Genomic DNA, 22,135 nt, shown 5'->3' with positions numbered 1-22,135 from the left:
GGCCGCGCCGACGACCGAGGCCGCGGCCGCCCCCCAGGCGCCCGCCGCCGCGCCGACCACTGAGGCTGCGGCCGCCGCGGCCCCGGCGGCTCCCGCCGGCTCCGCCGCCCAGGCATCCTCCGCCAAAATGACCTCGGCCGCTGGCGCTCAGGCGGCCGAGGCCAGGGCGGAGATCGCCAAGGACGTCAAGCCCAAGGCGCGCACGGTCATGGTCGGCGGGGCGCTGGCCTCGCTCCTGGCCAGCATCCTCGGCCCGTTCCTGCGGCGCTGGTTCCTGTCGATGCGCGCATGAGCGCATCGGGGGAGGAGTCCCTGGCCATCGTCGTCGGCGCGCGCTATCCGGTGGGGGAGCGGCAGTACCTGCTCTCCGAGCGGCTGGCGCGCGCCGTCGCGCGCTGCCGGGAGGTGCTCATCGAGGTGGCCGAGCACCGGGAGGTCATCACCTACGGCGAGCTCAGCGACGAGATCGAGAGGGCGGTCCTGCCCCGCCACATGGGGCCGCTGCTGTCGATGATCGCCCATGACTGCGCTGCCCGCGGCGAGCCCAGCCTGGCCTCGCTCGTGGTGTCGGCCGGGACGGGCGAGGTCTCGACGAGAGACGCGCGCTGGGCGCCTCCCAACCGCCGGGACTGCTGGGACCTGTGGTCCGGCCGCTCCCCAGGACGCCGGGACGGTCGGCCGCGGCGCCGCGGATCAGGCGGGTGAGGCGGCGACCTCCGGCGACTCGGACTCCGATCCGGCAGACGAGTCGGCCGGGGATTCGGCGCGGTCGTAGTCGCGGCAGTCGCCATCAGCAGCGGCGTCGACGATGTCATCGGCCTCACCGATATCGCTGGCGCCACCGGCATCACCGGCAGTGCCTCCGGCGCCGGCGGGACGGATGCGCAGTGGCTCCAGGCCCGGATGGTCGCGCAGCCCCTGGGCGCCGAAGAGCGCGTAGACCGCCGCCACGGCGGTCACCGCTGAGGCGGGGCCGGCCAGGCGCAGGGGCGAGGCCGATTCGAACTCCAGGATGAGCACGCCCGCGGGCAGCTGCGGGCGGATCGCGACGATCGCGTCGTAGTGGAAGCTCAGCCAATGGAGGTCGTTGCGCTGCACGAGCACGCGTCGCTGGGTGACCAGCGCGCGGACGGACTGGTTCTCGTGCCACTGGTGCCCCTGACGTCCCCTCGCCCATGGCCGACGGCGCTGCGCCGTCGGCGCGGCGTCCAGCCCCGCCGATGCCCCGCCGGGTCCTCCGACGACCCCGGTACCGGGCAGGAGGGGGCGCGCCTCCTCGCTGTAGTACCGGGCGTAATCGGAGGAGCAATCGGCCAGGACCTGCTCGTTCGCGTCGATCGTGACATCCCAGGGGCGCCCCAGGTCGAAGGTGCCGCCCATGGCCAGGCCCCGTGCCACGGCCCTGGCCTGATCCTGGGAGGCTGCCAGTCCCGCGCGCCACTCGAGCTCCCGGGACTCCGCGGCGCTCGGATGGCCGGAGCGGAAGCGGTGGGCCCGCCACGCGAGGCGCAGCAGTCCCGCCAGCCTGACGGCGGTCCGCAGCGCGAAGAACACCACCACGGCCACACCGGCGACGACCAGCGGTGCGGCGTACCGGGGCGCGGTCTGCGGGGAGACGCCCGCCCAGAGCGCCGCCGCGCCGAGGAGGGCGCCCGACGCAGGGGGCAGGAGTCCCGCCCAGTCCCGCCCACCGGGCATGGTGGGTAGCGGCATGCGGGGCATGCTCATGGAGGACTCCTCGTCGTCAGGGATAACAGGGGACTCGATCGCCGTAAGGTTATCGTTTCGTGATCATTCTGCCGTGCCCCTTCGGTCCCAGGCGCGCCACGTCCCGGTGCCCACCAGCCGGGCCCCGGGACGCATCCGGGCTCCGGTCGGCGGCATGAGTCGCGAGCCCGTGCCGATAACCTGTGCTCATGCTGACCCGCATCGACCTGCGCGACACCGACCTCACCCCCCACCAGCTCGCCCAGCGCCTGCCGCGAGCGGCCCTGGACGTCACCGCGGCCCTGGCGACCGTGGAGCCGATCATCAGCGATGTCAGGGCCCGCGGCGCCGCCGCCCTGCGGGATGCTGCGGAGAGGTTCGACGGCGTCCGCCCCGAGCGCCTGCGCGTCCCGCGCGAGGTCATCGAGCGCGCCGTCGACGGGCTCGATCCCTCCGTCCGAGGGGCCCTGGAGCTCTCCATCGCCCACAACCGCGCGGGCCACGCCGCCCAGATGCCGTTGGAGCGGACCACGCGCATCACCGACGGCGGGATCGTCACCCAGCGCTGGATCCCCGTGCGCAGGGTCGGCCTGTACGTCCCCGGGGGGCTCGCCGTCTACCCGAGCTCGGTGGTCATGAACGTCGTGGCCGCGCAGGTCGCCGGGGTGGAGAGCGTCGTCCTGGCCTCGCCGCCCCAGGCCGAGCACGGCGGTCTCCCGCACCCCACGATCCTGGCGGCCTGCGGTCTGCTCGGCGTGACCGAGGTCTACGCCGCGGGCGGCGCCCAGGCCATCGCCATGCTCGCCTACGGCGCCGCCCCCGAGACCGAGGCCGATCGGGAGGTGAGCGCGGGCGGCGTTCTGTGCGAGCCCGTCGACGTCATCGCCGGGCCCGGCAACGTGTACGTCGCCGCGGCCAAGCGCGCCGTTCTCGGGGATGTCGGCATCGATGCCGAGGCCGGGCCCACCGAGATCGCCATCCTCGCCGACGCCTCCGCGGATCCGGAGTACGTCGCCGCCGACCTGCTCTCCCAGGCCGAGCACGACCCGAACGCCGGATCGGTGCTCATCACCAACAGTCCCGCCCTCGCCGAGGCCGTCGACGCCGCTCTCGAGCGCCGACTCGCGGCTACGCGTCACCGGGAGCGCGCCGCCCGCGCCCTGGGCGGCGCCCAGTCGGGGGTGGTGCTCGTGCGGGATCTGGAGCAGGGCATCGCCGTGGCCGACGCCTATGCCGCCGAGCACCTCGAGATCCAGACCGAGGCCGCACCCGACGTGGCGCGCCGCATCCGCAACGCCGGGGCGGTGTTCGTCGGCCCCTACAGCCCGGTCCCGCTCGGCGACTACCTCGCCGGCTCCAACCACGTGCTGCCCACCGGGGGTACGGCGCGGTTCGCGGCCGGGCTCAGCGTCATGGTCTACCTCAAGCCGGTTCAGATGATCGAGTACAGCGCCCAGGCCCTGGGGGCGATGGCGGGCCCGCTCGCGGCGCTGGCCCGGGCGGAGGATCTTCCCGCCCATGCGGAGGCGGTTGGCGCGCGTCTTCGAGACCGCGACTGAGACAATCCTCGGAATCCGCGCCGAGCGCCCCTCCAAAGGGGTCGGTGCGGATTTCCGTCTCCGGGAGGATTGCGCCTCCTACTTTCGTCCATCCGCGGTGATGGGATTCGCCGGGCAGCGACCGGCGCTGCGATTCCGCCGTGCTTTTGATGGCGGCGGTTGAACAATGCTGCGAATGCGATAGTCGCAGATGAATACTGTGGGTGGGATGTCAATGGGCCGCTGACCATGGCTGATATTCCAGCAGACATGTGATATGACACAACATGGATGCATCCAGATTGTATGGTTCCACAGTGTTGTTCCTCTATATCAAATCGTTATCTTCGGTTCAGATGCGTCCGGACCCCATCTGGATGTGTTCCATTGCGAACGATCATCATCGTGGTTCCACCCTGATCCCTTGAGTCGAAATGACGGTGCGATGAGCAGTTGCTCCCTGATTCTTGCGCATTCCTCATGGCTGCCCGGTCCGGGCGCCATGGCGCGCATTCTTGCCATCGCTGGGACAATCGCGCACGTTCTCTCCCTCCTGGCCGGATTCCTCTTCGTCGTCGTGGCCGTTGCCTGGCTGTGGATGAACCTGACCGGGGCCCTCAGGCGCACCCTCATGGGCTGGTACCGGGGGCCGGGACGCAGGAGGGGCGCATGATCGGCGGTGGCGCCGGCGACCCGGTCGAGATGATCGGCCACTGGGGCGCGGCGATCATGATCGGGACGGGCCTGCTCTACGTGCTCGTCCTCCTCCTCATCTCCAGGCGGCCGCCGCGGATCGAACGGCCCCGGCACGGCGGCAGCTCCCGGGCGGAGGACATCCTCGTCGTGATCCTCATGCCCTGCCTCAACGAGGCCGGGGTCATCGGCGCGAGCGTGGGCCGCCTCCTCGACATCCCCGACGACAGACTGCGCGTCCTCGTCATCGACGACGGCTCCGATGACGGGACCGCCGACGTCGTGCGGGCGATCCCGGATCCCCGCGTGAGCGTCATGCGCAGGGTCCCCCCGCGCGCCCGCCTCGGCAAGGGCGAGGCCCTCAACGACGCCTTGGGCCATGTGCGCGACAGGTGGGGCGGCGATCCGGGCACAGACGTGGTGGTCGGGGTGGTCGACGCCGATGGCCGCCTCGAGTCGCAGGCCATCGACGAGGCCCGACGGGCCTTCCGCAATCGGCGCATCGGCGCCGTGCAGTTCGGCGTGCGGATCAACAACCGCTTCTCTTCGCTGCTCGCCCGCATGCAGGACATGGAGTTCGTCATCTTCACCGAGGTCTTCCAGAGGGGAAGGCGCCATCTCCACAGCGTCGGCATGGGCGGCAACGCGCAGTTCGCCCGCCTCGATGCTCTCAGCGCGCTGGGCGAGAGGCCGTGGACCAAGTCGCTCACCGAGGACTTCGACCTCGGCGTCCGGCTCAACGGCACCCGGTGGGTCAACGACTTCCGGCCCACGGCGGCGGTCCACCAGCAGGGCGTCACCAGCCTCAGGAGGCTCCTGCGCCAGCGCACGCGCTGGTTCCAGGGCAACATCCAGTCCCTCAACCTGCTCGGGCGCGCGGCGCGCGAGCAGCGCGGCCTGGCCAGAGCGGATACCACCTGGCAGATCCTCACCCCCTACGTCCTCCTGGCGGCCTCGCTGCTCATGGCCTCGTTCGGGATCACCGTGCTCATCGTGGTGTCCAAGGCGGTCCTCGGCCACAATCAGACCTGGTGGTGGCTGCTCAGCGCCTACCTCCTCGCCTTCGGCCCCGGCGTCGTCTTCGGCCTCCTGTACTGGCGGATCGAGCGCTCCGAGGGGCTCGGCCCGCTCAAGGCCCTCGCCTACGCCCACCTCTTCGTCCTCTACGGGCTCCTCCCTGCCCTCTTCGGGTGGCGGGCCCTGCTGCGCGAGATCGCGGGGCGCACCGGGTGGGCCAAGACCGCCCGGGAGGCCGAGGACCCGGCGGGAGCGACGACGCCGGCGGAGCCGACCGCCCCGGCTCCCGGGGCGGCGCGCTCGGAGACCGCTGCGGCTCCGCAGGGCTTCCGCATCCCGCCCGCGCTCGTGCGCGTCGATCGGCCCGCGCCATCGGCCCCCGCCATCCCGCCTGCGCCCCAGCGGCCCCAGCGCTCACCGCGCCCGCCGGTCCCCCGAGAGCATGAGGTGGCCGCATGAGCGCCCCGGAGACCTCCCCCCGGACCAGCCCCTCGCCCGAGGAGGGCCGCCGCGCGGGCCGCCGCGCGCCCGCCCGGCCGCCGGAGTCGGAGGAGGGTGCGCGGTCCGCGCTGCTGCGGCGCCGGCTCGTGCTCGGGGGAGCCCTCGTGTCGCTCATCGGGGGAGGGGCCGCCCTCGGGTACCGCTACTTCTCCACCCGGGAGACGAGCTGCGACGACTGGCAGGTCCTCTTCGACGGCTACGGCGACGCCACGTGCCAGGGCGGCGCCCTGCGGCTCGCCCCCAACTCGGCCACCGAGGACGAGCGCACGCACGCCGCCCTGGCCATCTCCACCACCGCCGCCGTCGCCGACAGGGCCACGCAGACCATCACCTCCATGATGACCACGGAGAAGCAGCTGCGCGAGGGCACCGCGCCCAACCCCTGGGAGGTCGCATGGCTCATGTGGTCCTTCCAGGACAACGAGCACTTCTACGCCCTCGCCCTCAAGCCCAACGGCTGGGAGGTCTCCAAGCAGGACCCCGCCTACCCCGGGAACCAGCGATTCCTCGCCTCCGCCCACGAGCCGTCCTTCGAGGTCGGTGTCGCCCACCTCGCCCAGGTGCGGGTCGACACCACAGGTGATGCCGTCTCCTTCGCCGTCACGGCGGACGGCCAGGACCTCGGTGTCATCGAGGACGCCGACAGCCCCTACCGTTCCGGCCCGGTGGGCGCCTACACCGAGGACGCCATCGTCACCTTCGCCGCGACCACGTACTCACGCAACTGACACGACACCAAGGAGCACCGATGACCACCGAGCCGGCGACCCCCTCCGATCAGCGGCCGCAGGGCGCGCCCCTGAGGATCATGCTGGTCTACGGCACGAGGCCCGAGGCGATCAAGGTCGCCCCCCTCATCAACCGGATGCGCGCCGACGAGCGCTTCGACCCGATCGTCGTCGTCACCGGGCAGCACCGCGAGATGCTCGACCAGGTCAACGCCTTCTTCGGCATCACCCCCGATATCGACCTCGATATCCACTCCCCGGGCCAGACTCTCACCCAGGTCACCACCCGGTGCCTGGAGGGCGTGGGCAGGGCACTGGAGGACCTCCCCTGCGACGCCGTCCTCGTCCAGGGCGACACCACCTCGGTGTTCGCGGCGGGGCTGGCCGCCTTCTACCACTCCACCCCCGTCCTCCACCTCGAGGCCGGCCTGCGCACCGGCACGATCACCTCGCCCTTCCCCGAGGAGGCCAACCGCAAGCTCGTCGGGCAGATCACCTCCCTGCACCTGTGCCCAACGGCGACCAGCCGGGACAACCTGCTGCGGGAGAACGTCGATCCCGCCTCGCTGCGCGTCACGGGCAACACAGTGATCGACGCGCTGCTGGAGGCCGTCGCGAGGCCGACGCCCCCCGCCGACCCGGCGCTGCGCGAGGCCCTCGAGGACGCATCCCGCCGCGTCGTGCTGGTGACCGCGCACCGGCGCGAGTCCTGGGGAGAGCCCATGGAGGGGATCGGGCGCGCGATCGCCCGCCTGGCCCGCGCCCACCCCGACGCGCTCATCGTCCTGCCCGCCCACCGCAACCCGATCGTGCGCCGGGCCCTCCTGCCGCGGATCGAGGGGCTGTCCAACGCGGTGGTCACCGACCCCCTGGAGTACGGGGCCTTCTGCTCGCTCATGAACCGGGCGCATATCGTGCTCACCGACTCCGGGGGCGTCCAGGAGGAGGCCCCCGCGCTGTCCAAGCCCGTGCTCGTCATGCGCGAGAGCACCGAGCGCCCCGAGGCCATCGACTACGGCGTCGCCAGGCTCGTCGGAGCCGATGAGGAGCGGATCGTCGAGGCCGTGACCACCCTGCTCACCGATGACGCCGCCTACGAGGCCATGGCCCGGGCCGCCAATCCCTACGGCGACGGCCGGGCCTGCGAGAGAGTCATGGCGGCGATCGCCGCCCTGTTCGGGAGGGGGGAGCCCCTGCCGGACTTCGAGCCCTCCCGCGCCTGAGTCCACCACCCTGACCGACCCTCACCCCGACAAGGAGATCCCCTATGACAACGACGACCCACGCGCGTCGGCGCCGGGCGGTCCTGACGGCCCTCGTGGCGCTCAGCGCCTCGATCGGCCTCGTCGGCTCCGCCCAGGCGGCGGGCGCCGCCCCGACCGCGCGCGGCGCGGCCCTCGCGCCGGCGGCGGTGGACAGTCCCGCCGACGATCTCGGCTGGGCCGACACCCCGCTCGAGGCGCCGCCCGCGCCCGCCGCGGCCCAGGCCGAGGCCCTGCCCCTGGCCAACGACAACGCGGCGGAGGTCGACATCGCCGCGCCCGCACCCGTCCAGGCCGCCCCCCGGATCCGCGACCTGGGGGCCAACCCGCCGGCGGTGCCGGGCCGGGCCGTGACCTACTCCAACCAGGACGCCGGCCCCGCCTCCACGCTGGTCCTCTACGACACCACCGGGGACTGGAGCAAGCTGGGCGAGTACTACGCCATGGCCATGGGCAACCTGGCCAGCCACTCAGGGCTCGTCACCGCCCTGCCGGTGGCCGACTACCAGGCGGGCCTGGCCGGGCGCTACACCAACGTCATCTACACCGGGTCGACCTACGACGAGCCCCTGCCCCGCGCGTTCATCGACGACGTCCTCACCGGCGACGTGCCCGTCCTGTGGTCCGGGTTCAACATCTGGCAGCTCGTCAAGACCGACGCCGACCGGGCGGCCTTCACCGCCCGCTTCGGATGGGACGCCGCCACGTCCTACATCGACGCCACCGACCGCGTCACCCAGGTGGAGTACAACGGCCAGGTCTTCGGCCGCAACGAGCTGAACAAGGGCGGCATCACCGCGCCCCACATCACCGATCAGGGCGCCGTCACCGTGCTCGGCAAGGCCCTGTGCTCCTCGGCCGACGGTGCCGCCGCCCAGTGCGCCAGCATCGCCCAGTCGGGCACGACGTCCTTCCCCTGGGCGGTGTCCTCCGGGGGGCTGACCTTCATCGGCGAGGTCCCCGTCACCTACATGAGCGAGCAGGACCGCTACATCGCGGCGGCCGACATCGTCCTGGACTCCCTCCAGCCCGGCGCCGAGCAGATCCGCCAAGCGGCCGTGCGCATCGAGGACGTCGGCCCCGACACCGATCCCGCCGAGCTCCAGGCGATGGTGGACTACCTGTTCTCCCAGGGCGTCCCCTTCCAGATGGCGGTCTTCCCCGAGTACGAGGACCCCTCCGGGGCGAAGAACGACGGCACGCCGCAGTCGATGACGCTCAAGGACACCCCTGAGCTCGTCGCCGTCCTCAAGGACGCCGTCAGCAAGGGCGGCACCATCATCCAGCACGGGACCACCCACCAGTTCGGCGACCTGAACAACCCCTACAACGGCGTGTCCAGCGATGACTTCGAGTTCATCCGCTCGTGGTGCTCCGACGAGAACTCCCCGGACGCCCCGGTGGCGCCCTGCCAGCAGAACTCCTGGGTGCAGATCGGCGGGGAACTGCCCGGCACGAGCGCCAAGTGGGCCAAGAAGCGCGTCAAGGACGGCCGCAAGTACTTCAAGAAGCTCGGCCTGCCCACGCCCAAGATCTTCGAGACCCCCCACTACTCGGCCTCCCGCAGCGGCTACGAGGGCATCAACAAGGTCTATTCGACCCGTTACGAGCGCGAGCTCATGTACGCGGGCACTCTCACCGGCACCCCGGGCGGGCCGCACGACTACATCGGCCAGTTCTTCCCCTACTCGGTGAACGACCCCTACGGCACGCACGTCCTGCCCGAGAACCTGGGCAACTACGAGCCCAAGGACATCAACAACCACCCGCCGCGCTCGGCCCAGCAGGTGATCGACTCCGCTCGCCTCAACCTGGCGGGCACGCACGCCACGGCCAGCTTCTTCTTCCACCCCTACTACCCGCTCAACGAGCTCAAGACGATCGTCGAGGGCATCAAGTCCCAGGGCTACACCTTCGTGGCGGCCCAAGACCTTCGATGAGGGATCCCGGCAGCGCCCCAGCGGGCCCGGGGGACGGCGCGAGCCGCCTCCCGGGCCCGCCCGGCGCTCCGGAGGCCACCGGGCCGGGGCGGATCATGCGCCGTCGGGCGCTGCTCGCCGCAGGGGGTCTGGCACTCGCCGGTGGGGCCGCGGGCGCGCTGATGACCTGCCGCGGCCCGGACGACGCGAGCCCCACCACCACCATCGCCCTGGTGCTGCGCGGCACCGATGGCGCACCGATGACCCTGACTCAGGCGCGTGCCATCCAGTCCGCGGGCAGGGGCGAGGACGGATACGACGACGCCCTCCTGGACTCCACGACTCTCGAGGTCATCGCGACCGGGCCCCTCTACGAGGAGGACGGGGAGATCCTCGTCGACGTGCCCGAGGGCAGGGATTGCGCCCTATGCCTGTCCTGGCCCACGTCCCAGGGCTACTCCGCGCTGATCGCCGACCTGCCCCGCGATGGCAGCGCCGAGGTCCTCGCCCTGGCCGCCAGGGGGCTGCACCAGCGGCAGGAGGCGGCCCTCACCGCCCTGGCCGGCCGGGTCGGGACGGGCGGCCCCGCCGGCACCGCGACCGGCGCCCTCGGGGCCGCGCGCTCCGCCCACGGGGCGACTCAGTCCGCGATCGACTCGGGCATCGGGGACGAGCAGGGGGCACGCCTCCTCGAGCTCGCCGCCACCGCCCAGATCGCCGTCGACACCGCCCTCATCGGCGCGGCACCTCCAGGCGCGCTCATCGGCGCGACGCTCACCGAGGTCCCCAGCCCTCAGCAGCGGGACTCCGTCGCCGCCTCCACCGGCTCCGGGCAGGGGGCCGTGCGACTCGTCCTCGACGACGTGAGCGCCCCCGCCCTGGCCGCCTGGCGGGAGACGGCCGATGCTCTCCAGCGCGCCGGGATCCACGTCATGGGGCAGATCTGCGACTCCGAGGCCCTGGCCGCCCTGAGCGACTCCGACTTCGACAGGAGGCTCGACGCCCTGCTGACCGCCCTGCCGGGGCTGGACTCCTGGGAGGTCGGCAACGAGATCGGGGGCGACTGGCTGGGGGAGGATCCGGTGGGGCGCGCCACGCGCGCGGCGAGGGCGGTGAGGGAGCGCACCGGCGCGCTCACCGTCCTGACCCTCTATTACCAGCTCGGGCAGGCCGAGGCGCAGGGGGCGCTGTTCAATGTGGCGGCCTCGCTCGCGGGCGGCGAGCTCATGGGGCTCATCGACGTCGTCGGCATCTCCGTCTACCCGCAGTCCCACCCGCTGGGAACCGCGGCGGATCGGGTCATGGGCGCGCTCGCGGCGCGCTTCCCGGACAAGCGCGTGGCAGTCACCGAGCTCGGCTACGGCGGGGAGGATCTGGACGACGGGCCCTGGTGGTTTGGCTCCCGCGAGGATGCCGACGCCGCCCGGAGCACCCTCATCGCCCAGGTGACGGGCGCCGCCCTGGGGCGGCCCCAGGCCTGGGGGGCGCCCTTCTGGTGGTACTTCCTGGACGATGAGGCGACCGGCGCGAGGGGTACCGGTGGCGGCGGTGCGGACTCCTCCGGGGCGCCCGAGGGCGAGGGCCTCGGAGCGGTCGGGCGCTCGCTCAAGCGGGCATCGGACCACGCCTCTGCCCCCTGATCCCGGAAGCGGGCCCCATGCCGCCGGCCGGGCCTCACCCCTCGACTCACGCCGAGTGGCTAGGACTCCTGGGCGAGCACGAGAGGATGGACCGCCGCAGCTCCGGCGCCCCGCAGGAGATCGGCCGCGACCGTGACGGTCCAGCCGGAGTCCGTGGAGTCATCAACCAGGGCGATCCGGGCGCCGTCCAGGCGCTCCAGGGCGGCGGGCCCCCAGCCGTCGAGGCTCAGGCTCCGGGCCACTGCTGCCAGGCGGGTCGCGGAGTTGACGTCATGGCGCCCCGGCTGCCCGCCCGTGGCGATGATGCCGAGGCGCTCGGCGCCCAGGCGGTGCGCAACCGCGCCACCCAGGTGGCGGATCAGCCGCGGGCGACGGCGGGAGTCGATGATGACGACCGCGTCGATGCTCCCCTCGGCACTCGCCGCGGCGGTCCGCCCCTCGGGCGCGCCCCCGCCCGCGCCGCCCGCAGCGGTGGCGTCGTCCCCGCTCTCGGCGCGGGCGAGGGCGTCCAGGCGGTCCACCGCCTCCAGGACGGGGGCCCGCAGCCCAGGAGGGACGAGCCCGTCCTCATCGGAGGAGAAGAGGTCGCGAAGCGCCGCCGAGACGCCCAGGCCATCGAGCCTCCCGACGGCGATGCCCGTGCCCGCTCGCCGCTCGGGCGGGATCCTGCCCCGCAGAGCGCCCAGCCCCAGCCTCTCCATGCCCACGGGCCACTGGCGCCGGGCGGTGATCTCAACCCCGATGCGCGCCAGCGATCCCCGGGCCGCCCCCACCTGCTCCGCATCCGGCCCCTGCGGGAGGGCGAGGCCCCCGCACAGGTCGCAGGCGCCGCAGCGCCAGCCCTCGGGCATCTCCGGGTCATCGAGCGCGGCGCGCAGGAAGGCCATTCGGCACTCCGGGGCGCGAAGGCGCTCATAGGCGAGCATTGCCTCCTGCTCGGACCGCCTGGCCGCCTCCACCCGGGCGTAGCGCTCGGCGTCGTACACCCAGGGCTCGCCCGTGGCCAGCCAGCCGCCCCTGACTCTCCGCACGGCGCCGTCGACGTCGAGCACCTTGAGCATCGATGCCAGACGGGCGCGCCGCAGGCTCGTCACCGTCTCCAGCGCGCCGATCCCCAAGGGGGCATCGGCCGCCTCCAGGGCGTCGAGCACCTCGTGGACCCGCTCGGGCGGCGGGAAGCCCTGGGAGCCGAACCAGTCCCAGATCGCCCGATCCTCCGCGCCGGGCAGCAGGACCACCTCGGCCCTCTCGACGCCGCGCCCCGCGCGCCCCACCTGCTGGTAGTAGGCCACGGGCGAGGCGGGCGCGCCCATGTGGACGACGAATCCGAGATCGGGCTTGTCGAATCCCATGCCCAGGGCGCTGGTGGCCACGAGCGCCTTCACGCGGTTGGCCTTGAGGTCGGCCTCGAGGCGCTCGCGCTCCGCAGGCTCGGTCTGGCCGGTGTAGGTGGCCACATCCAGGCCGGCGGCGCGCAGGGCCTGGGCGGTCTCGCCCGCGGCGGAGACGGTGAGGCAGTAGATGATCCCGGAGCCCCGGGCGCGCTGGAGGTAGTCGGTGAGCCAGGCCAAGCGCGTGGCTGAGTCTCCCAGGCGCGCCACGCCCAAGTGCAGGGAGTCCCGTTGGAGGCTCCCGCGCAGTACGAGCACCTCGGGGGCCCGGCCACCCATCTCGTGTCCAGCCAGCTGCTCGGCCACATCCGTGGTCACGCGCTCGTTGGCCGTGGCCGTCGTCGCCAGGACGGGGGTGCGGGGCGGCAGGCCGGCGAGCAGGGTGCGGATGCGCCGGTAGTCCGGCCGGAAATCATGCCCCCAGTCCGAGATGCAGTGCGCCTCATCGATGACGATGAGGCCCGCGCCGGCCGCCAGATGCGGAAGGACCTCATCCCGGAAGACGGGATTGTTGAGGCGCTCGGGCGAGACGAGGAGGACATCGGCGCGCCCGGCGCGGATCTCATCCTCGACCTGACCCCATTGGGCGCTGTTGGCCGAGTTCATGGTGACGGCGCGAATGCCGGCGCGCCCGGCAGCGGCGACCTGGTCACGCATGAGCGCCAACAGCGGGGAGATGATGATCGTGGGCCCGGTGCCGCTCGCCCCCTCCCGCCCTTGGGGCGGGAGGGGGGCTCCCTCGTGCCAGCCGCCCCAGCCCTCGCGCAGCAGCATGGTGGCCACGAAGTAGACGGCGGACTTGCCCCATCCCGTCCTCTCCACCACGAGAGCCCGGCGGCGGCCCACCACCAGCGCCTCGATCGCCCGCCACTGATCGGGGCGCAGCCGCGCGGCCGGGCTGCCGACGAGCGCGCGCAGCACGTCCTCCGCGCGCTCGCGCAGGGCGGCCGACGGTGCCGAGGACGGCGTGGACGATGCTGCGGCGCTCATGGGTCCACGGTAGCCCGGGGCTCCGACACGGATGAATGCGCGGACCGGATCGTGCAGGGGCCTGTTGAAAAGTTGTGAAGGTGCCTGTAGATTTTTGCCATCGAGATCGACAGGTGCCTGTTGGAAGCTGAGGCGGTCCGGGCCCACGACTCGCACTGGGAAAGAAGGAGGTCATCATGACTTCCACGAAGAACAGCCCTGAGAACGAGCCCTTCGAGGAGCCCATGAGGGCGCTGGAGGGCGCCGACGCGGCGGAGCCCCGAGATCTCGCCGGCGCTGAGGACGGCAGTGGCATCGACGGTGGCGTCGACGACGGCGGTGCTCATGCCGCGCTGCACCGCCGGTTCCGCGCCCTGGTCCGGCTCATGGGGTGCGACCGCGCCGCCCGGCGGGCCGAGCACGGCCCGGCCGGCGACCCGAGCCGCGGCCAGGGCCGGGTTCTGGCCGCCCTGAGGATGCAGAGCCCCATCGCCACGAAGGACCTCGCCTTCCTCCTGGGCATCCGCCAGCAGTCCCTCAACGAGGTGCTCGGCAGGCTCCAGGGGGCGGGTCTCATCGAGAGGGCCCCCAGTCAGGAGGACCGGCGCGTCATGCTCGTCCACCTCACAGGGGCCGGCCGCGCGGCCGGCCCCGCGGCCCCCGCCGACTGCCCCTTCGCCGTGCTCGATGAGGAGGAGGCGGCCCGGCTCGTCGAGCTTCTCGACAAGGTCATCGCACCCCTCTCCCAGCGCCTGGGCGAGCACGGGGCGAGCGATGAGGAGATGGAATCCATGCGCGAGCGCCTGGGGGAGGAGCGCTTCGCCCACGTCATGCGCATGCGCGAGCACGGCCTCGGACTCACCGGCCCCCGTGGCTGCGGCGGGCATGGCGGGCACGGCGGGCATGACGGGCACTGTCATGGCGGGCATGGCCCCCATGGCGGGCCCCGTGGAGCGGGTCACCACCACGGCGTCGGCCACGGGCGGCGGCGCGGGGACCCGATGGCGTGATCGCCGCCCCGTCCTCGCCGACCCGGCTCGGCCGCAGCCCACTTCCTGGGACGGGAAGGGCACGACGGCCGAGCTGTGCACTATCCTCGGCTCACCACCACTCGCGGTGGAGGAAGGCCAGTGATGACACCACGGGATGGGGCGCAGGCCCCCATCAGGACGGAGTGCCCCCTGCGCGCGCCACGGCGCCCCGCAGGGGAGCTCATGCGCCGCTGAGGCGCCCGGACGTCTCAGCCCCAAGCCGCGCCCGGCGCGGTTCCGGTCCCAACCACCCCACCCAGGATGGCGGCGCTGCCGCCAGGATCATTGAGGACCGCACCATGACACGCATCCGCACCACCCACGTCGGCTCCCTTCCCCGCACCGACGCCCTCATCGCCGCCAACAAGGACCACCAGGACGGCGCTCTGCCCGACGCCGATTTCGAGGCCGTCATAACCGAGGCCGTCGACTCCGTCATCGCCAGGCAGGCCTCCATCGGCATCGACATCGTCAACGACGGCGAGTACGGGCACCTCATGACCCAGTCGGTCGACTACGGGGCCTGGTGGGGCTACTCCTTCCTGCGCTTCTCCGGGCTCGAGGTCCTCCCCGAGCCCCCGGCGCGCAGGCCCTCGGGCAAGCTCGAGCTCGACGCGATGACAGACCGCCGCGACTGGGCGGCCTTCGCCGACGCCTACGCCGACCCGACCAGCGGGATCCACATCGCCAATCGCCGGCCCTGGGTCTTCCCCACGGTCACCGGTCCCCTGTCCTACACGGGCGCCGACCTCGTCGCCCGCGACATCGCCCTGACCAAGCGCGGCCTGGAGGCGGCGGGCAAGACGCTCTCCGAGGGCTTCGTCGCGGCCCTGTCCCCGGCGTCGGCGGCGCGCGTCGGCAACACCTACTACGAGGATGATGAGGCCGCGGTGTGGGCCTGGGCGGAGGCGCTGCGCGAGGAGTACAAGGCGATCACCGACGCCGGGCTCACCGTCCAGATCGACGCCCCGGACCTGGCGGAGTCCTGGGACCAGTTCGTCACCGAGCCCAGCCTCGAGGACTACCGGGCCTTCTCCGCCGTGCGCATCGACGCCCTCAACCACGCCCTTGAGGGCATCGACCCCGCCCTCGTGCGCTATCACGTGTGCTGGGGCTCCTGGCACGGCCCGCACTCGACCGACCTGGAGTTCAAGCACATCGTGGACCTCGCCCTGAGCGTCAACGCCAACGGGCTGAGCTTCGAGGCCGCCAACGCCCGCCACGAGCACGAGTGGAGGATCTGGGAGGAGGTCGAGCTCCCCGCCGAGAAGTACCTCATCCCGGGCGTCGTCTCCCACGCCACCAACGTCGTGGAGCACCCCGAGCTCGTGGCCGAGCGCATCGGGCGCTTCGCGGGCCTCGTGGGCCCCGAGAGGGTCGTCGCCTCCACCGACTGCGGCCTGGGCGGGCGCATCCACCCCTCCATCGCCTGGGCGAAGCTCGAGTCCCTCACCGCGGGCGCCCGTCTGGCCGGCGACCGGATCTGAGGGCCGTGGGTGGCAAAATCGCCCCATGACCCTCCTGATCATCGTCGCGGGACTCCTGGCGATCGCCGGCGCCAGTCAGATCAGCGACCGCCTCCGGGTGGCGCCGGCGCTGCTGCTCCTGACCATGGGCATCGCCGTCGGCTTCCTGCCGGTGGTGCCCGCGATCGAGATCGAGCCGGAGGTCATCCTCGAGGGCGTCCTCCCGCCGCTCCTGTACGCGACGGCGGTGGCCATCCCCACGATCAACTTCCGCAGGGAGCTCGCCCCCGTCGCGATCCTCGCCGTCCTCCTGGTCGCCGTCTCCTCGGCGGTGATCGGGGGAGTGCTCACCCTCGTCCTGCCCAGCCTGCCCGTGGCCTGGGCCATCGCCATGGGTGCGGTGCTCAGCCCCACCGACGCCGTGGCCATCTCCATCGCCCGGCGCCTCGGGGTCACCCAGCGCGTCATCACCGTGCTGGAGGGCGAGGGGCTCCTCAACGACGCCACCGCCCTGGTGGTCCTGTCCTCGGCGATCTCGGCCGCCGTGGCCGGGCGGACCAGCGCGGGGGGCGTCCTGGGCAGTTTCGCGCTCGCCGTCGTCGTCGCCGTGGTCGTTGGCTGGATCGTCGGGGAGCTCACCCTGCACCTGCGCGCCCGCGTCACCGACGCCGGCGTCGACACGGTCATCTCCTTCACCGTGCCGTTCCTCGCCGCCATCCCCGCCGAGCACATGGGCGGCAGCGGCCTGGTGGCGGCCGTCGTCGCCGGCCTGGTGACCGGGCACCGCTCGCCCCGGCTCCTGCCCCCGGACCACCGCATCGCCGGCAACGAGACCTGGCACACCGTCGAACTCGTCCTCGAGGGCTCCATCTTCCTGGTCATGGGCCTGCAGCTGTTCGGGGTCGTGGAGGACGTGCGCGCCGAGGGCCCCTCGATCACCATCGCCGTCTGGCTCGCCGTCCTGGCCGGGGGCCTGACCGTCGCCGTGCGAGCCGCCATCGTCGCCCCGATGCTCCTGTGGCTGCGCCGCCGGGGAGCGCGCCGGGCCGAGAGATGGGATGGGATGAGCGAGCCCCTCCAGGAGTTCGAGGAGCGCTGCCAGGCGATCGCCCGCGGGGAGATCCCCGAGGACATGCTCGTCCCCTGGGACAGCAGCCGCCGCGGCGTGCGGCGCAGGCTCAAGGGCCTCGCCAAGGGGCGCAGGGGGGCGGGGCACGCGCATGCGCAGGTCCGCGCCGCGCGGGCCATCGACAGGATCCGGCGGGTCGACGCCGACATGGCCTACTACCGGCAGGCGCCCCTCGGCGCCCGGGAGGGGACGATCATCGTGTGGGCGGGGATGCGCGGCGCCGTCACGCTCGCCGCCGCCCAGACCCTCCCCGCCGACGCCCCCAACCGCCCCTTCCTCCTGCTCATCGCGATCCTCGTCGCCGCCGGCTCCCTCGTCGTCCAGGGACTGACCCTGCCATGGGTGGTCAGGGCCGTCAGGCCGGCGATGGAGGGCCCCGCCGATGAGGCGGAGCGCCGCGAGCTCATGGGGCTCCTCATCTCCGCGGCCAAGGGCGTCATCCCGGAGAACGGCGATGACCACCTGCTCACTGACGACGGCCGCAGGCGCATCGCCCTGGCCTCCCAGGGGGCCTCCGCCCTCGTGGCCCACGCGATCCGGGAGGAGGCGCCCGGGGGCGGCGAGGAGGCGGACTGGGCCGCGCGGCGCGAGGAGCAGGCGCACGCGCGGGCGCTCTCCCTCGACATGGTCCGGGCCCAGCGCCAGGCCCTGCTCGACGCCGGCGAGCTCGGCCTCTACTCCGCCGGGCTGATCGAGTACGCCCTGACCCGCCTCGACTACGAGGAGATCACCCTGGTCTACCGGGAGGCCGTCAACGAGGCCCCGCCGGCCCGGGTCGTCCCGGCGCCGCAGGGCGGTCGCACGGGCGCCGTAGACTCGGCGCCGTGAGCAGCCTTCCCATCCGCCCCGGGCTCGAGGGCGAGACCCCCTACGGGGCCCCGGAGCTGAACGTGCCCGCGCGCCTCAACGTCAATGAGAACCCCTATGCGCCCAGTCCCGCCGTCGTCGCGGACATCGCCGACGCGGTCGCCCGGGCCGCCTCCGGTCTCAACCGCTACCCGGACCGCGACTTCCCCGCCCTGCGCCAGGCCCTGGCCGACTACCTCGCCGTCGAGTCCGGCGCGTGCCCGGGGGCGGATCAGATCTGGGCGGCCAATGGCTCCAACGAGGTCATGCTCCACATCCTCCAGGCTTTCGGCGGGCCCGGGAGGATCTGCCTGTCCTTCACTCCCACGTACTCCATGTACCCCGAGTACGCCCGCGACACCCTCACCGAGTACGTGACGATCCCGCGCCGGGACGACTTCACCATCGACGTGGATGCCATTGCGGACGCCGTCGCCGAGCATCGCCCCGCCGTGATCATCATCGCCAGCCCCAACAACCCCACCGGCACCGCCCTGCCCCTGACCGCCGCGCGCGCCCTGCTGGAGGCCGCCTGCGGCAACGGGCCCGCCGCCGCCGACGGCGCCCCCACCGACTGCGTCGTCGTCATCGACGAGGCGTACGCGGAGTTCCGCCGGCCCGGCGTTCCCAGCGCCCTGGAGCTCCTGGAGGGCAACCCCCACCTGGCCGTGTCCCGCACGATGAGCAAGGCCTTCGGCGCCGCCGGCCTGCGCCTGGGCTATCTCGCCGCCTCCCGCGAGCTGATCGACATGCTGCGCGTCGTGCGCCTGCCCTACCACCTCTCCGCGATCACCCAGGCCGCCGCCCTGGCGGCGCTGGCCCACCGGGAGGAGCTCATGGGCCAGGTCGCCTCCCTGCGCGACGAGCGCGACTCCCTCGTGGCCTGGCTGCGCTCCCAGGGCCTGACCGCCCACGAGTCCGACGCCAACTTCGTGCTCTTCGGCCCCTTCGCCGATCGCCACCGCGTCTGGCAGGATCTCCTTGACGACGGCGTGCTCATCCGCGTCGTCGGCCCCGAGGGGTTCCTGCGCGCCAGCGTGGGGACGCCCGAGGAGATGGCGGCCCTCCGCGCCGCCCTGACCAAGGCCCTCAGCGGCGCCTGCGCCGTCGGCCCCGACCCCCAGGAACCCGCATGAGCAGCACCACCAGCCCTGCCGGCCTCACCCGTGCCGCCCGCGTCGAGCGGACCACGAGCGAGTCCAGTGTCGTCGTCGAGGTCGACCTCGATGGCACCGGCGACACCGACATCTCCACCTCCGTCCCCTTCTGGGACCACATGCTCACCGCGCTGGGCAAGCACTCCCTCATGGACCTCACCGTGCGGGCCACGGGGGATACCCACATCGATGTCCACCACACCGTGGAGGACACCGCCATCTGCATCGGCGAGGCCCTGCGCCGGGCCCTGGGCGACAAGCGCGGCATCCGCCGCTTCGGGGACGCCTCCGTGCCGCTCGATGAGGCCCTGGCCACCGCCGTCGTCGACATCTCCGGACGCCCCTATCTCGTCCACGGCGGCGAGTCCGAGGCCTTCGTCCACCACCTCATCGGCGGGCACTTCACCGGCTCCATGGTCCGCCACGCCCTGGAGGCCATCGCCTACCACGCCGGTATCTGCCTGCACGTGCGCGTCATCTCAGGGCGCGATCCCCACCACATCGCCGAGGCCGAGTTCAAGGCCCTCGCGCGAGCCCTGCGCACCGCCGTCGAGCCCGACCCGCGGGTGGACGGCATCCCCTCCACGAAGGGAGCCCTGTGATGAACGACCAGGCCACACCCGACGGCGCCCGCCCCGATGACGCCGACCGCGTCGACGACGAGTTCGCCGCCCTCGTGGAGGGCCTCGACCTGGACGGCGCCCAGGTGGCGGGCGAGGGCCCCGCGGTGGCAGGGGAGGACGGGGCCGCGAAGGCGCCGGGCGACGGCACTTCTTCCGCCGCTCCGGCCGCGCGGGCCCTCAAGATCGCAGTCGTCCTCACGCCTCTGCCCACCGCCGAGGCCCTCGCCTCCCTGTGCGCCATGAGCGGGCTCGACTGCGTCGTCGTGCCCGCCTCCACGGGCGCCTTCGCCGTCAAGGAGTTCGCCTCCGCCCACGCCGAATGGGACATCGCCGAGCTCCTGGGCGGATCGGAGAACGAGCCGGCCGAGGCCGCCGAGCTCGCCGCCACCCTGTCCCGCCTGAGCCGCGGCGGCTCCGTGCTGCTCACCGCGGACCTGGCCACCGATGTCGGCATCGAGGAGGGCCTGTCCGGCACGATCACCGCGCGCCGCTTCGTAGGCGGCAAGCCGGGCGAGGAGGCCTCCGCCGGCCTCATCCTGTCCCAGATGGATCAGGTCGTCGAGGACGTCCTGCTCGGGATCACCCGGCCGGAGGCTGCCCCCGGCGCCGTGGAGACCAGCGAGGTCAAGACCGGGCGCGCTATGCGCTGGATCGGGCGCGGTCTGCGCCGCCCCGGCGCCGACTGAGGCCGGCCGTCTCTCGAGGGCCCCGCCATGTGCGCACCGGGGCGGAGTCGGAGCGGGCCGGGGCGCCCGCCGGTGGGCGCGGCCTCAGCCGGTGGCCACCAGGCAGGAGAACCCGCGCTTGCCGGCCTGCCATGCTGCTTCCGAGGGCCCGAGCACGGTGAGAGCGGCATCGGCTTCGGCGTAGCCGGAGGCCTCGGCGGCGGCCGTGGTGCAAGTCGCGAGCACTTCGGCGTCGGCCACGAGGCTTTCGTCCGAGCCGGAGGCGGTCGAGGGGGCCAGGGTCCCCACGGCGAACACCCTCCAGGAGTGGGATTGGGAGCAGTCCACCGCCTTGGCGCTGGACTGGCCCGAGATCGAGGTGATCCCGGCCAGGCAGGACCCCTCCGGATGCGGCGGCTCGGATGCGGAGGGCACGGGGGCGCCCGAGGAGCCCGTCGCGCCCGCGGTTCCCGAGGTGCCGTCCTGGGCGGCCGCGCCCGCCCGCCGGCTGTCCTGGTTCACTTCCTGGCCCGCTTGCTGGCTCGTGCCGGGCCCCGGCGAGGAGCGGCTGATCGCCGTCGTGGCCCCCGATCCCCTCTCAGCGATGATCCATGCCCCGCCCGCGCCGAGCCCCGCGCCCACGGCGAGGACGGCGGCCGCCGCGGCCAGGCGGCGCCCACGGCGGGGATGCGCAGGCCGGCCGGTGGAGGGGGCCGTGGTAGGCGGTGCCGCGAGTGGGGAGCCGGAGGGGTGGGCCGATGGCGCTGACGACGCGCCGCCCGACAGCGCCTGACGCGGGCCGACCGGCGCGGGGGAGGGTGCGGGCCATCCCCGGGAGTCCTCCCGGGGGCGGTTCGCCTGGAGGAGGGCCGCCCGGGGCCCTGCCACCGTCAGGGCCCCATCGCCCAGCGCCTCGCGCGCCCGGACCAGGGCCCGCGCCAAGGCCGTGCCGTCGGCGTGCCGCCTGGCGGGATCAGGGTCGAGAGCCTGCGTGAGCAACGGGGTCAGGAGCGCTGGGACGCGCGGATCGCCCAGGTCGATGGGGTTCTTGAGCCCCTCGACGATCTCGGGGAGGCTGAGCGAGCGGCCCGTGGTGTGCCGCCTGGGGGAGTGCCCGGTGAGCATCGTGTAGAGGACGGCTCCCATGGACCACACGTCGCCCTGCGGCGCGGGAACGGCCATGGCGAAGGCCTCCGGCGCGGCGAAATCCGGCGTGAGGCACTCCAGGGTGACGGTCGGGTCCTGGCCCTCGCGGGCGACCGAGGCGATCCCGAAATCGGTCAGGCGCGGTGCCCCGAAGGCATCGAGCAGGATGTTCCCGGGCTTGACGTCCCGGTGCAGGATCCCGGCGGCGTGACCGGCCCCCAGCGCGGAGGCGGCGGCCTCGACGAGCGCCACGGCGTCGGGCGCGGGCATGGGGCCCCGCTCCACCAGGTCCGCCAGGCTCCCGCCGGGGCACAGCTCCATGACGATGAAGGGGCGGCCATCGCGCAGGACGCCGGTGTCGATCAGGGAGATCACGTGGGGGTGCGAGCTGATGCGGCTGGTGGCGCTCACCTCGCGCATGTAACGGCGGCGGTTGCGCTCGTCGTCGAGGCTGCGCGAGTCGACCTTGACGGCGACAGGCCGGTTCATCGACAGCTGGACGCCCTCGTAGACAGTCGCGAAGCCGCCGTGGCCGACGATCCCGACGATGCGCACGCCGGGGACCTCCGGCCAGGCCCGGGGCTGAGCCATCGGCTGCTGGTCCGGGGACTGCGAGTCGCAGGTCGGTGCGCTCGACGGGGAGTGCTCGGGAAGGGTCATGGTCGCATCCTGCCCTGAGCGCGCCGCCGGGCGCACGCCCGCGGGCG

At 73.2% G+C, this 22,135-nt stretch carries 18 protein-coding genes; 15 read left to right on the top strand and 3 right to left on the bottom strand.

Annotated elements, in window-relative coordinates; all coding sequences use genetic code 11:
* Positions 1-292 (top strand): hypothetical protein (locus tag B1H55_RS12465; protein ID WP_205635510.1); only part of this gene is annotated, 292 nt, incomplete at its 5' end.
* Positions 289-705: a hypothetical protein gene (locus tag B1H55_RS03385; protein WP_077240313.1), complete on the top strand. Its 417-nt coding sequence runs from the start codon at positions 289-291 to the stop codon at positions 703-705. The genes B1H55_RS12465 and B1H55_RS03385, both read left to right, overlap by 4 nt.
* Here B1H55_RS03385 and B1H55_RS03380 read toward each other — a convergent pair.
* Entirely contained in the window at positions 694-1,728 is a 1,035-nt protein-coding gene (locus B1H55_RS03380; RefSeq protein ID WP_073453276.1) for a hypothetical protein, read from the bottom strand. The genes B1H55_RS03385 and B1H55_RS03380 overlap by 12 nt on opposite strands.
* A gap of 188 nt (positions 1,729-1,916) precedes the next feature.
* On the opposite strand from B1H55_RS03380, the gene hisD reads away from it, so the two are divergent.
* The 7 genes from hisD (at position 1,917) to B1H55_RS03345 (ending at position 11,005) form a co-directional block, all read left to right on the top strand.
* Positions 1,917-3,266, top strand: coding sequence for a histidinol dehydrogenase (gene hisD / locus B1H55_RS03375; protein WP_073453339.1), 1,350 nt, complete (start codon positions 1,917-1,919; stop codon positions 3,264-3,266).
* A 424-nt stretch (positions 3,267-3,690) separates the two neighbouring features.
* Entirely contained in the window at positions 3,691-3,918 is a 228-nt protein-coding gene (locus B1H55_RS03370; RefSeq protein ID WP_073453278.1) for a hypothetical protein, read from the top strand.
* A complete protein-coding gene (locus tag B1H55_RS03365; RefSeq protein ID WP_073453280.1) occupies positions 3,915-5,414 on the top strand; it encodes a glycosyltransferase in 1,500 nt (499 codons plus the stop codon). Before B1H55_RS03370 ends, B1H55_RS03365 begins: the two co-directional genes overlap by 4 nt.
* Positions 5,411-6,184: a hypothetical protein gene (locus B1H55_RS03360; protein ID WP_077240312.1), complete on the top strand. Its 774-nt coding sequence runs from the start codon at positions 5,411-5,413 to the stop codon at positions 6,182-6,184. The genes B1H55_RS03365 and B1H55_RS03360 overlap by 4 nt, the downstream gene beginning before the upstream one ends.
* A gap of 20 nt (positions 6,185-6,204) precedes the next feature.
* Positions 6,205-7,407, top strand: a complete 1,203-nt coding sequence (wecB, locus tag B1H55_RS03355) for a non-hydrolyzing UDP-N-acetylglucosamine 2-epimerase (protein WP_080461574.1) — start codon at positions 6,205-6,207, stop codon at positions 7,405-7,407.
* Positions 7,408-7,451: 44 nt separating this feature from the next.
* Positions 7,452-9,386 carry a DUF2334 domain-containing protein gene (locus B1H55_RS03350; RefSeq protein WP_080461573.1) on the top strand — a complete coding sequence of 645 codons (1,935 nt, stop codon included), beginning with the start codon at positions 7,452-7,454 and terminating at the stop codon, positions 9,384-9,386.
* Positions 9,383-11,005, top strand: a complete 1,623-nt coding sequence (locus tag B1H55_RS03345; protein ID WP_174977476.1) for a Tat pathway signal sequence — start codon at positions 9,383-9,385, stop codon at positions 11,003-11,005. The genes B1H55_RS03350 and B1H55_RS03345 overlap by 4 nt, the downstream gene beginning before the upstream one ends.
* Positions 11,006-11,064: 59 nt before the next feature.
* On the opposite strand, the gene B1H55_RS03340 is transcribed toward B1H55_RS03345, so the two are convergent.
* Positions 11,065-13,386 (bottom strand): DEAD/DEAH box helicase, encoded by a 2,322-nt coding sequence (locus tag B1H55_RS03340; protein WP_080461572.1) that lies wholly within the window; start codon positions 13,384-13,386, stop codon positions 11,065-11,067.
* Between the two features lie 176 nt (positions 13,387-13,562).
* On the opposite strand from B1H55_RS03340, the gene B1H55_RS12645 reads away from it, so the two are divergent.
* The 6 genes from B1H55_RS12645 to B1H55_RS03310 all read left to right on the top strand — a co-directional run bounded on the left by B1H55_RS12645 (position 13,563) and on the right by B1H55_RS03310 (position 20,303).
* Positions 13,563-14,375, top strand: a complete 813-nt coding sequence (locus B1H55_RS12645) for a MarR family winged helix-turn-helix transcriptional regulator (RefSeq protein WP_077240311.1) — start codon at positions 13,563-13,565, stop codon at positions 14,373-14,375.
* 320 nt (positions 14,376-14,695) lie between these two features.
* Complete coding sequence (locus B1H55_RS03330) at positions 14,696-15,883, top strand: cobalamin-independent methionine synthase II family protein (protein ID WP_077240310.1); 1,188 nt, start codon at positions 14,696-14,698, stop codon at positions 15,881-15,883.
* 25 nt (positions 15,884-15,908) lie between these two features.
* Positions 15,909-17,819 (top strand): cation:proton antiporter, encoded by a 1,911-nt coding sequence (locus B1H55_RS03325; RefSeq protein ID WP_080461571.1) that lies wholly within the window; start codon positions 15,909-15,911, stop codon positions 17,817-17,819.
* Entirely contained in the window at positions 17,816-18,973 is a 1,158-nt protein-coding gene (locus B1H55_RS03320; RefSeq protein WP_077240307.1) for a histidinol-phosphate transaminase, read from the top strand. Before B1H55_RS03325 ends, B1H55_RS03320 begins: the two co-directional genes overlap by 4 nt.
* The gene (gene hisB, locus B1H55_RS03315) at positions 18,970-19,596 is read left to right on the top strand and encodes an imidazoleglycerol-phosphate dehydratase HisB (RefSeq protein ID WP_077240306.1); all 627 of its coding nucleotides are present in this window, start codon (positions 18,970-18,972) and stop codon (positions 19,594-19,596) included. Before B1H55_RS03320 ends, hisB begins: the two co-directional genes overlap by 4 nt.
* Positions 19,596-20,303 carry a hypothetical protein gene (locus B1H55_RS03310; RefSeq protein WP_073453298.1) on the top strand — a complete coding sequence of 236 codons (708 nt, stop codon included), beginning with the start codon at positions 19,596-19,598 and terminating at the stop codon, positions 20,301-20,303. The genes hisB and B1H55_RS03310 overlap by 1 nt, the downstream gene beginning before the upstream one ends.
* Positions 20,304-20,387: 84 nt before the next feature.
* Here B1H55_RS03310 and B1H55_RS03305 read toward each other — a convergent pair whose 3' ends face one another.
* A complete protein-coding gene (locus B1H55_RS03305; RefSeq protein WP_231952921.1) occupies positions 20,388-22,088 on the bottom strand; it encodes a serine/threonine-protein kinase in 1,701 nt (566 codons plus the stop codon).
* Positions 22,089-22,135 lie beyond the last annotated feature (47 nt).

Origin of the sequence: Actinomyces denticolens (assembly GCF_002072185.1) — a bacterium.
Classification (GTDB): domain Bacteria; phylum Actinomycetota; class Actinomycetes; order Actinomycetales; family Actinomycetaceae; genus Actinomyces; species Actinomyces denticolens.
The sequence above is the reverse complement of the archived record's forward strand: the minus strand, read 5'-3'. Positions and strand labels throughout refer to the sequence as shown.

Coding starts and splice junctions, on each gene's coding strand:
- B1H55_RS03330 (WP_077240310.1), top strand. CDS start 14,696: ATGACACGCATCCGCACCACCCACGTCGGCTCCCTTCCCCGCACCGAC.
- B1H55_RS03325 (WP_080461571.1), top strand. CDS start 15,909: ATGACCCTCCTGATCATCGTCGCGGGACTCCTGGCGATCGCCGGCGCC.
- B1H55_RS03380 (WP_073453276.1), bottom strand. CDS start 1,728: ATGAGCATGCCCCGCATGCCGCTACCCACCATGCCCGGTGGGCGGGAC.
- B1H55_RS03345 (WP_174977476.1), top strand. CDS start 9,383: ATGAGGGATCCCGGCAGCGCCCCAGCGGGCCCGGGGGACGGCGCGAGC.
- B1H55_RS03310 (WP_073453298.1), top strand. CDS start 19,596: ATGAACGACCAGGCCACACCCGACGGCGCCCGCCCCGATGACGCCGAC.
- hisB (WP_077240306.1), top strand. CDS start 18,970: ATGAGCAGCACCACCAGCCCTGCCGGCCTCACCCGTGCCGCCCGCGTC.
- B1H55_RS03385 (WP_077240313.1), top strand. CDS start 289: ATGAGCGCATCGGGGGAGGAGTCCCTGGCCATCGTCGTCGGCGCGCGC.
- B1H55_RS03365 (WP_073453280.1), top strand. CDS start 3,915: ATGATCGGCGGTGGCGCCGGCGACCCGGTCGAGATGATCGGCCACTGG.
- B1H55_RS12645 (WP_077240311.1), top strand. CDS start 13,563: ATGACTTCCACGAAGAACAGCCCTGAGAACGAGCCCTTCGAGGAGCCC.
- B1H55_RS03350 (WP_080461573.1), top strand. CDS start 7,452: ATGACAACGACGACCCACGCGCGTCGGCGCCGGGCGGTCCTGACGGCC.
- B1H55_RS03360 (WP_077240312.1), top strand. CDS start 5,411: ATGAGCGCCCCGGAGACCTCCCCCCGGACCAGCCCCTCGCCCGAGGAG.
- hisD (WP_073453339.1), top strand. CDS start 1,917: ATGCTGACCCGCATCGACCTGCGCGACACCGACCTCACCCCCCACCAG.
- wecB (WP_080461574.1), top strand. CDS start 6,205: ATGACCACCGAGCCGGCGACCCCCTCCGATCAGCGGCCGCAGGGCGCG.
- B1H55_RS03305 (WP_231952921.1), bottom strand. CDS start 22,088: ATGACCCTTCCCGAGCACTCCCCGTCGAGCGCACCGACCTGCGACTCG.
- B1H55_RS03340 (WP_080461572.1), bottom strand. CDS start 13,386: ATGAGCGCCGCAGCATCGTCCACGCCGTCCTCGGCACCGTCGGCCGCC.
- B1H55_RS03370 (WP_073453278.1), top strand. CDS start 3,691: ATGAGCAGTTGCTCCCTGATTCTTGCGCATTCCTCATGGCTGCCCGGT.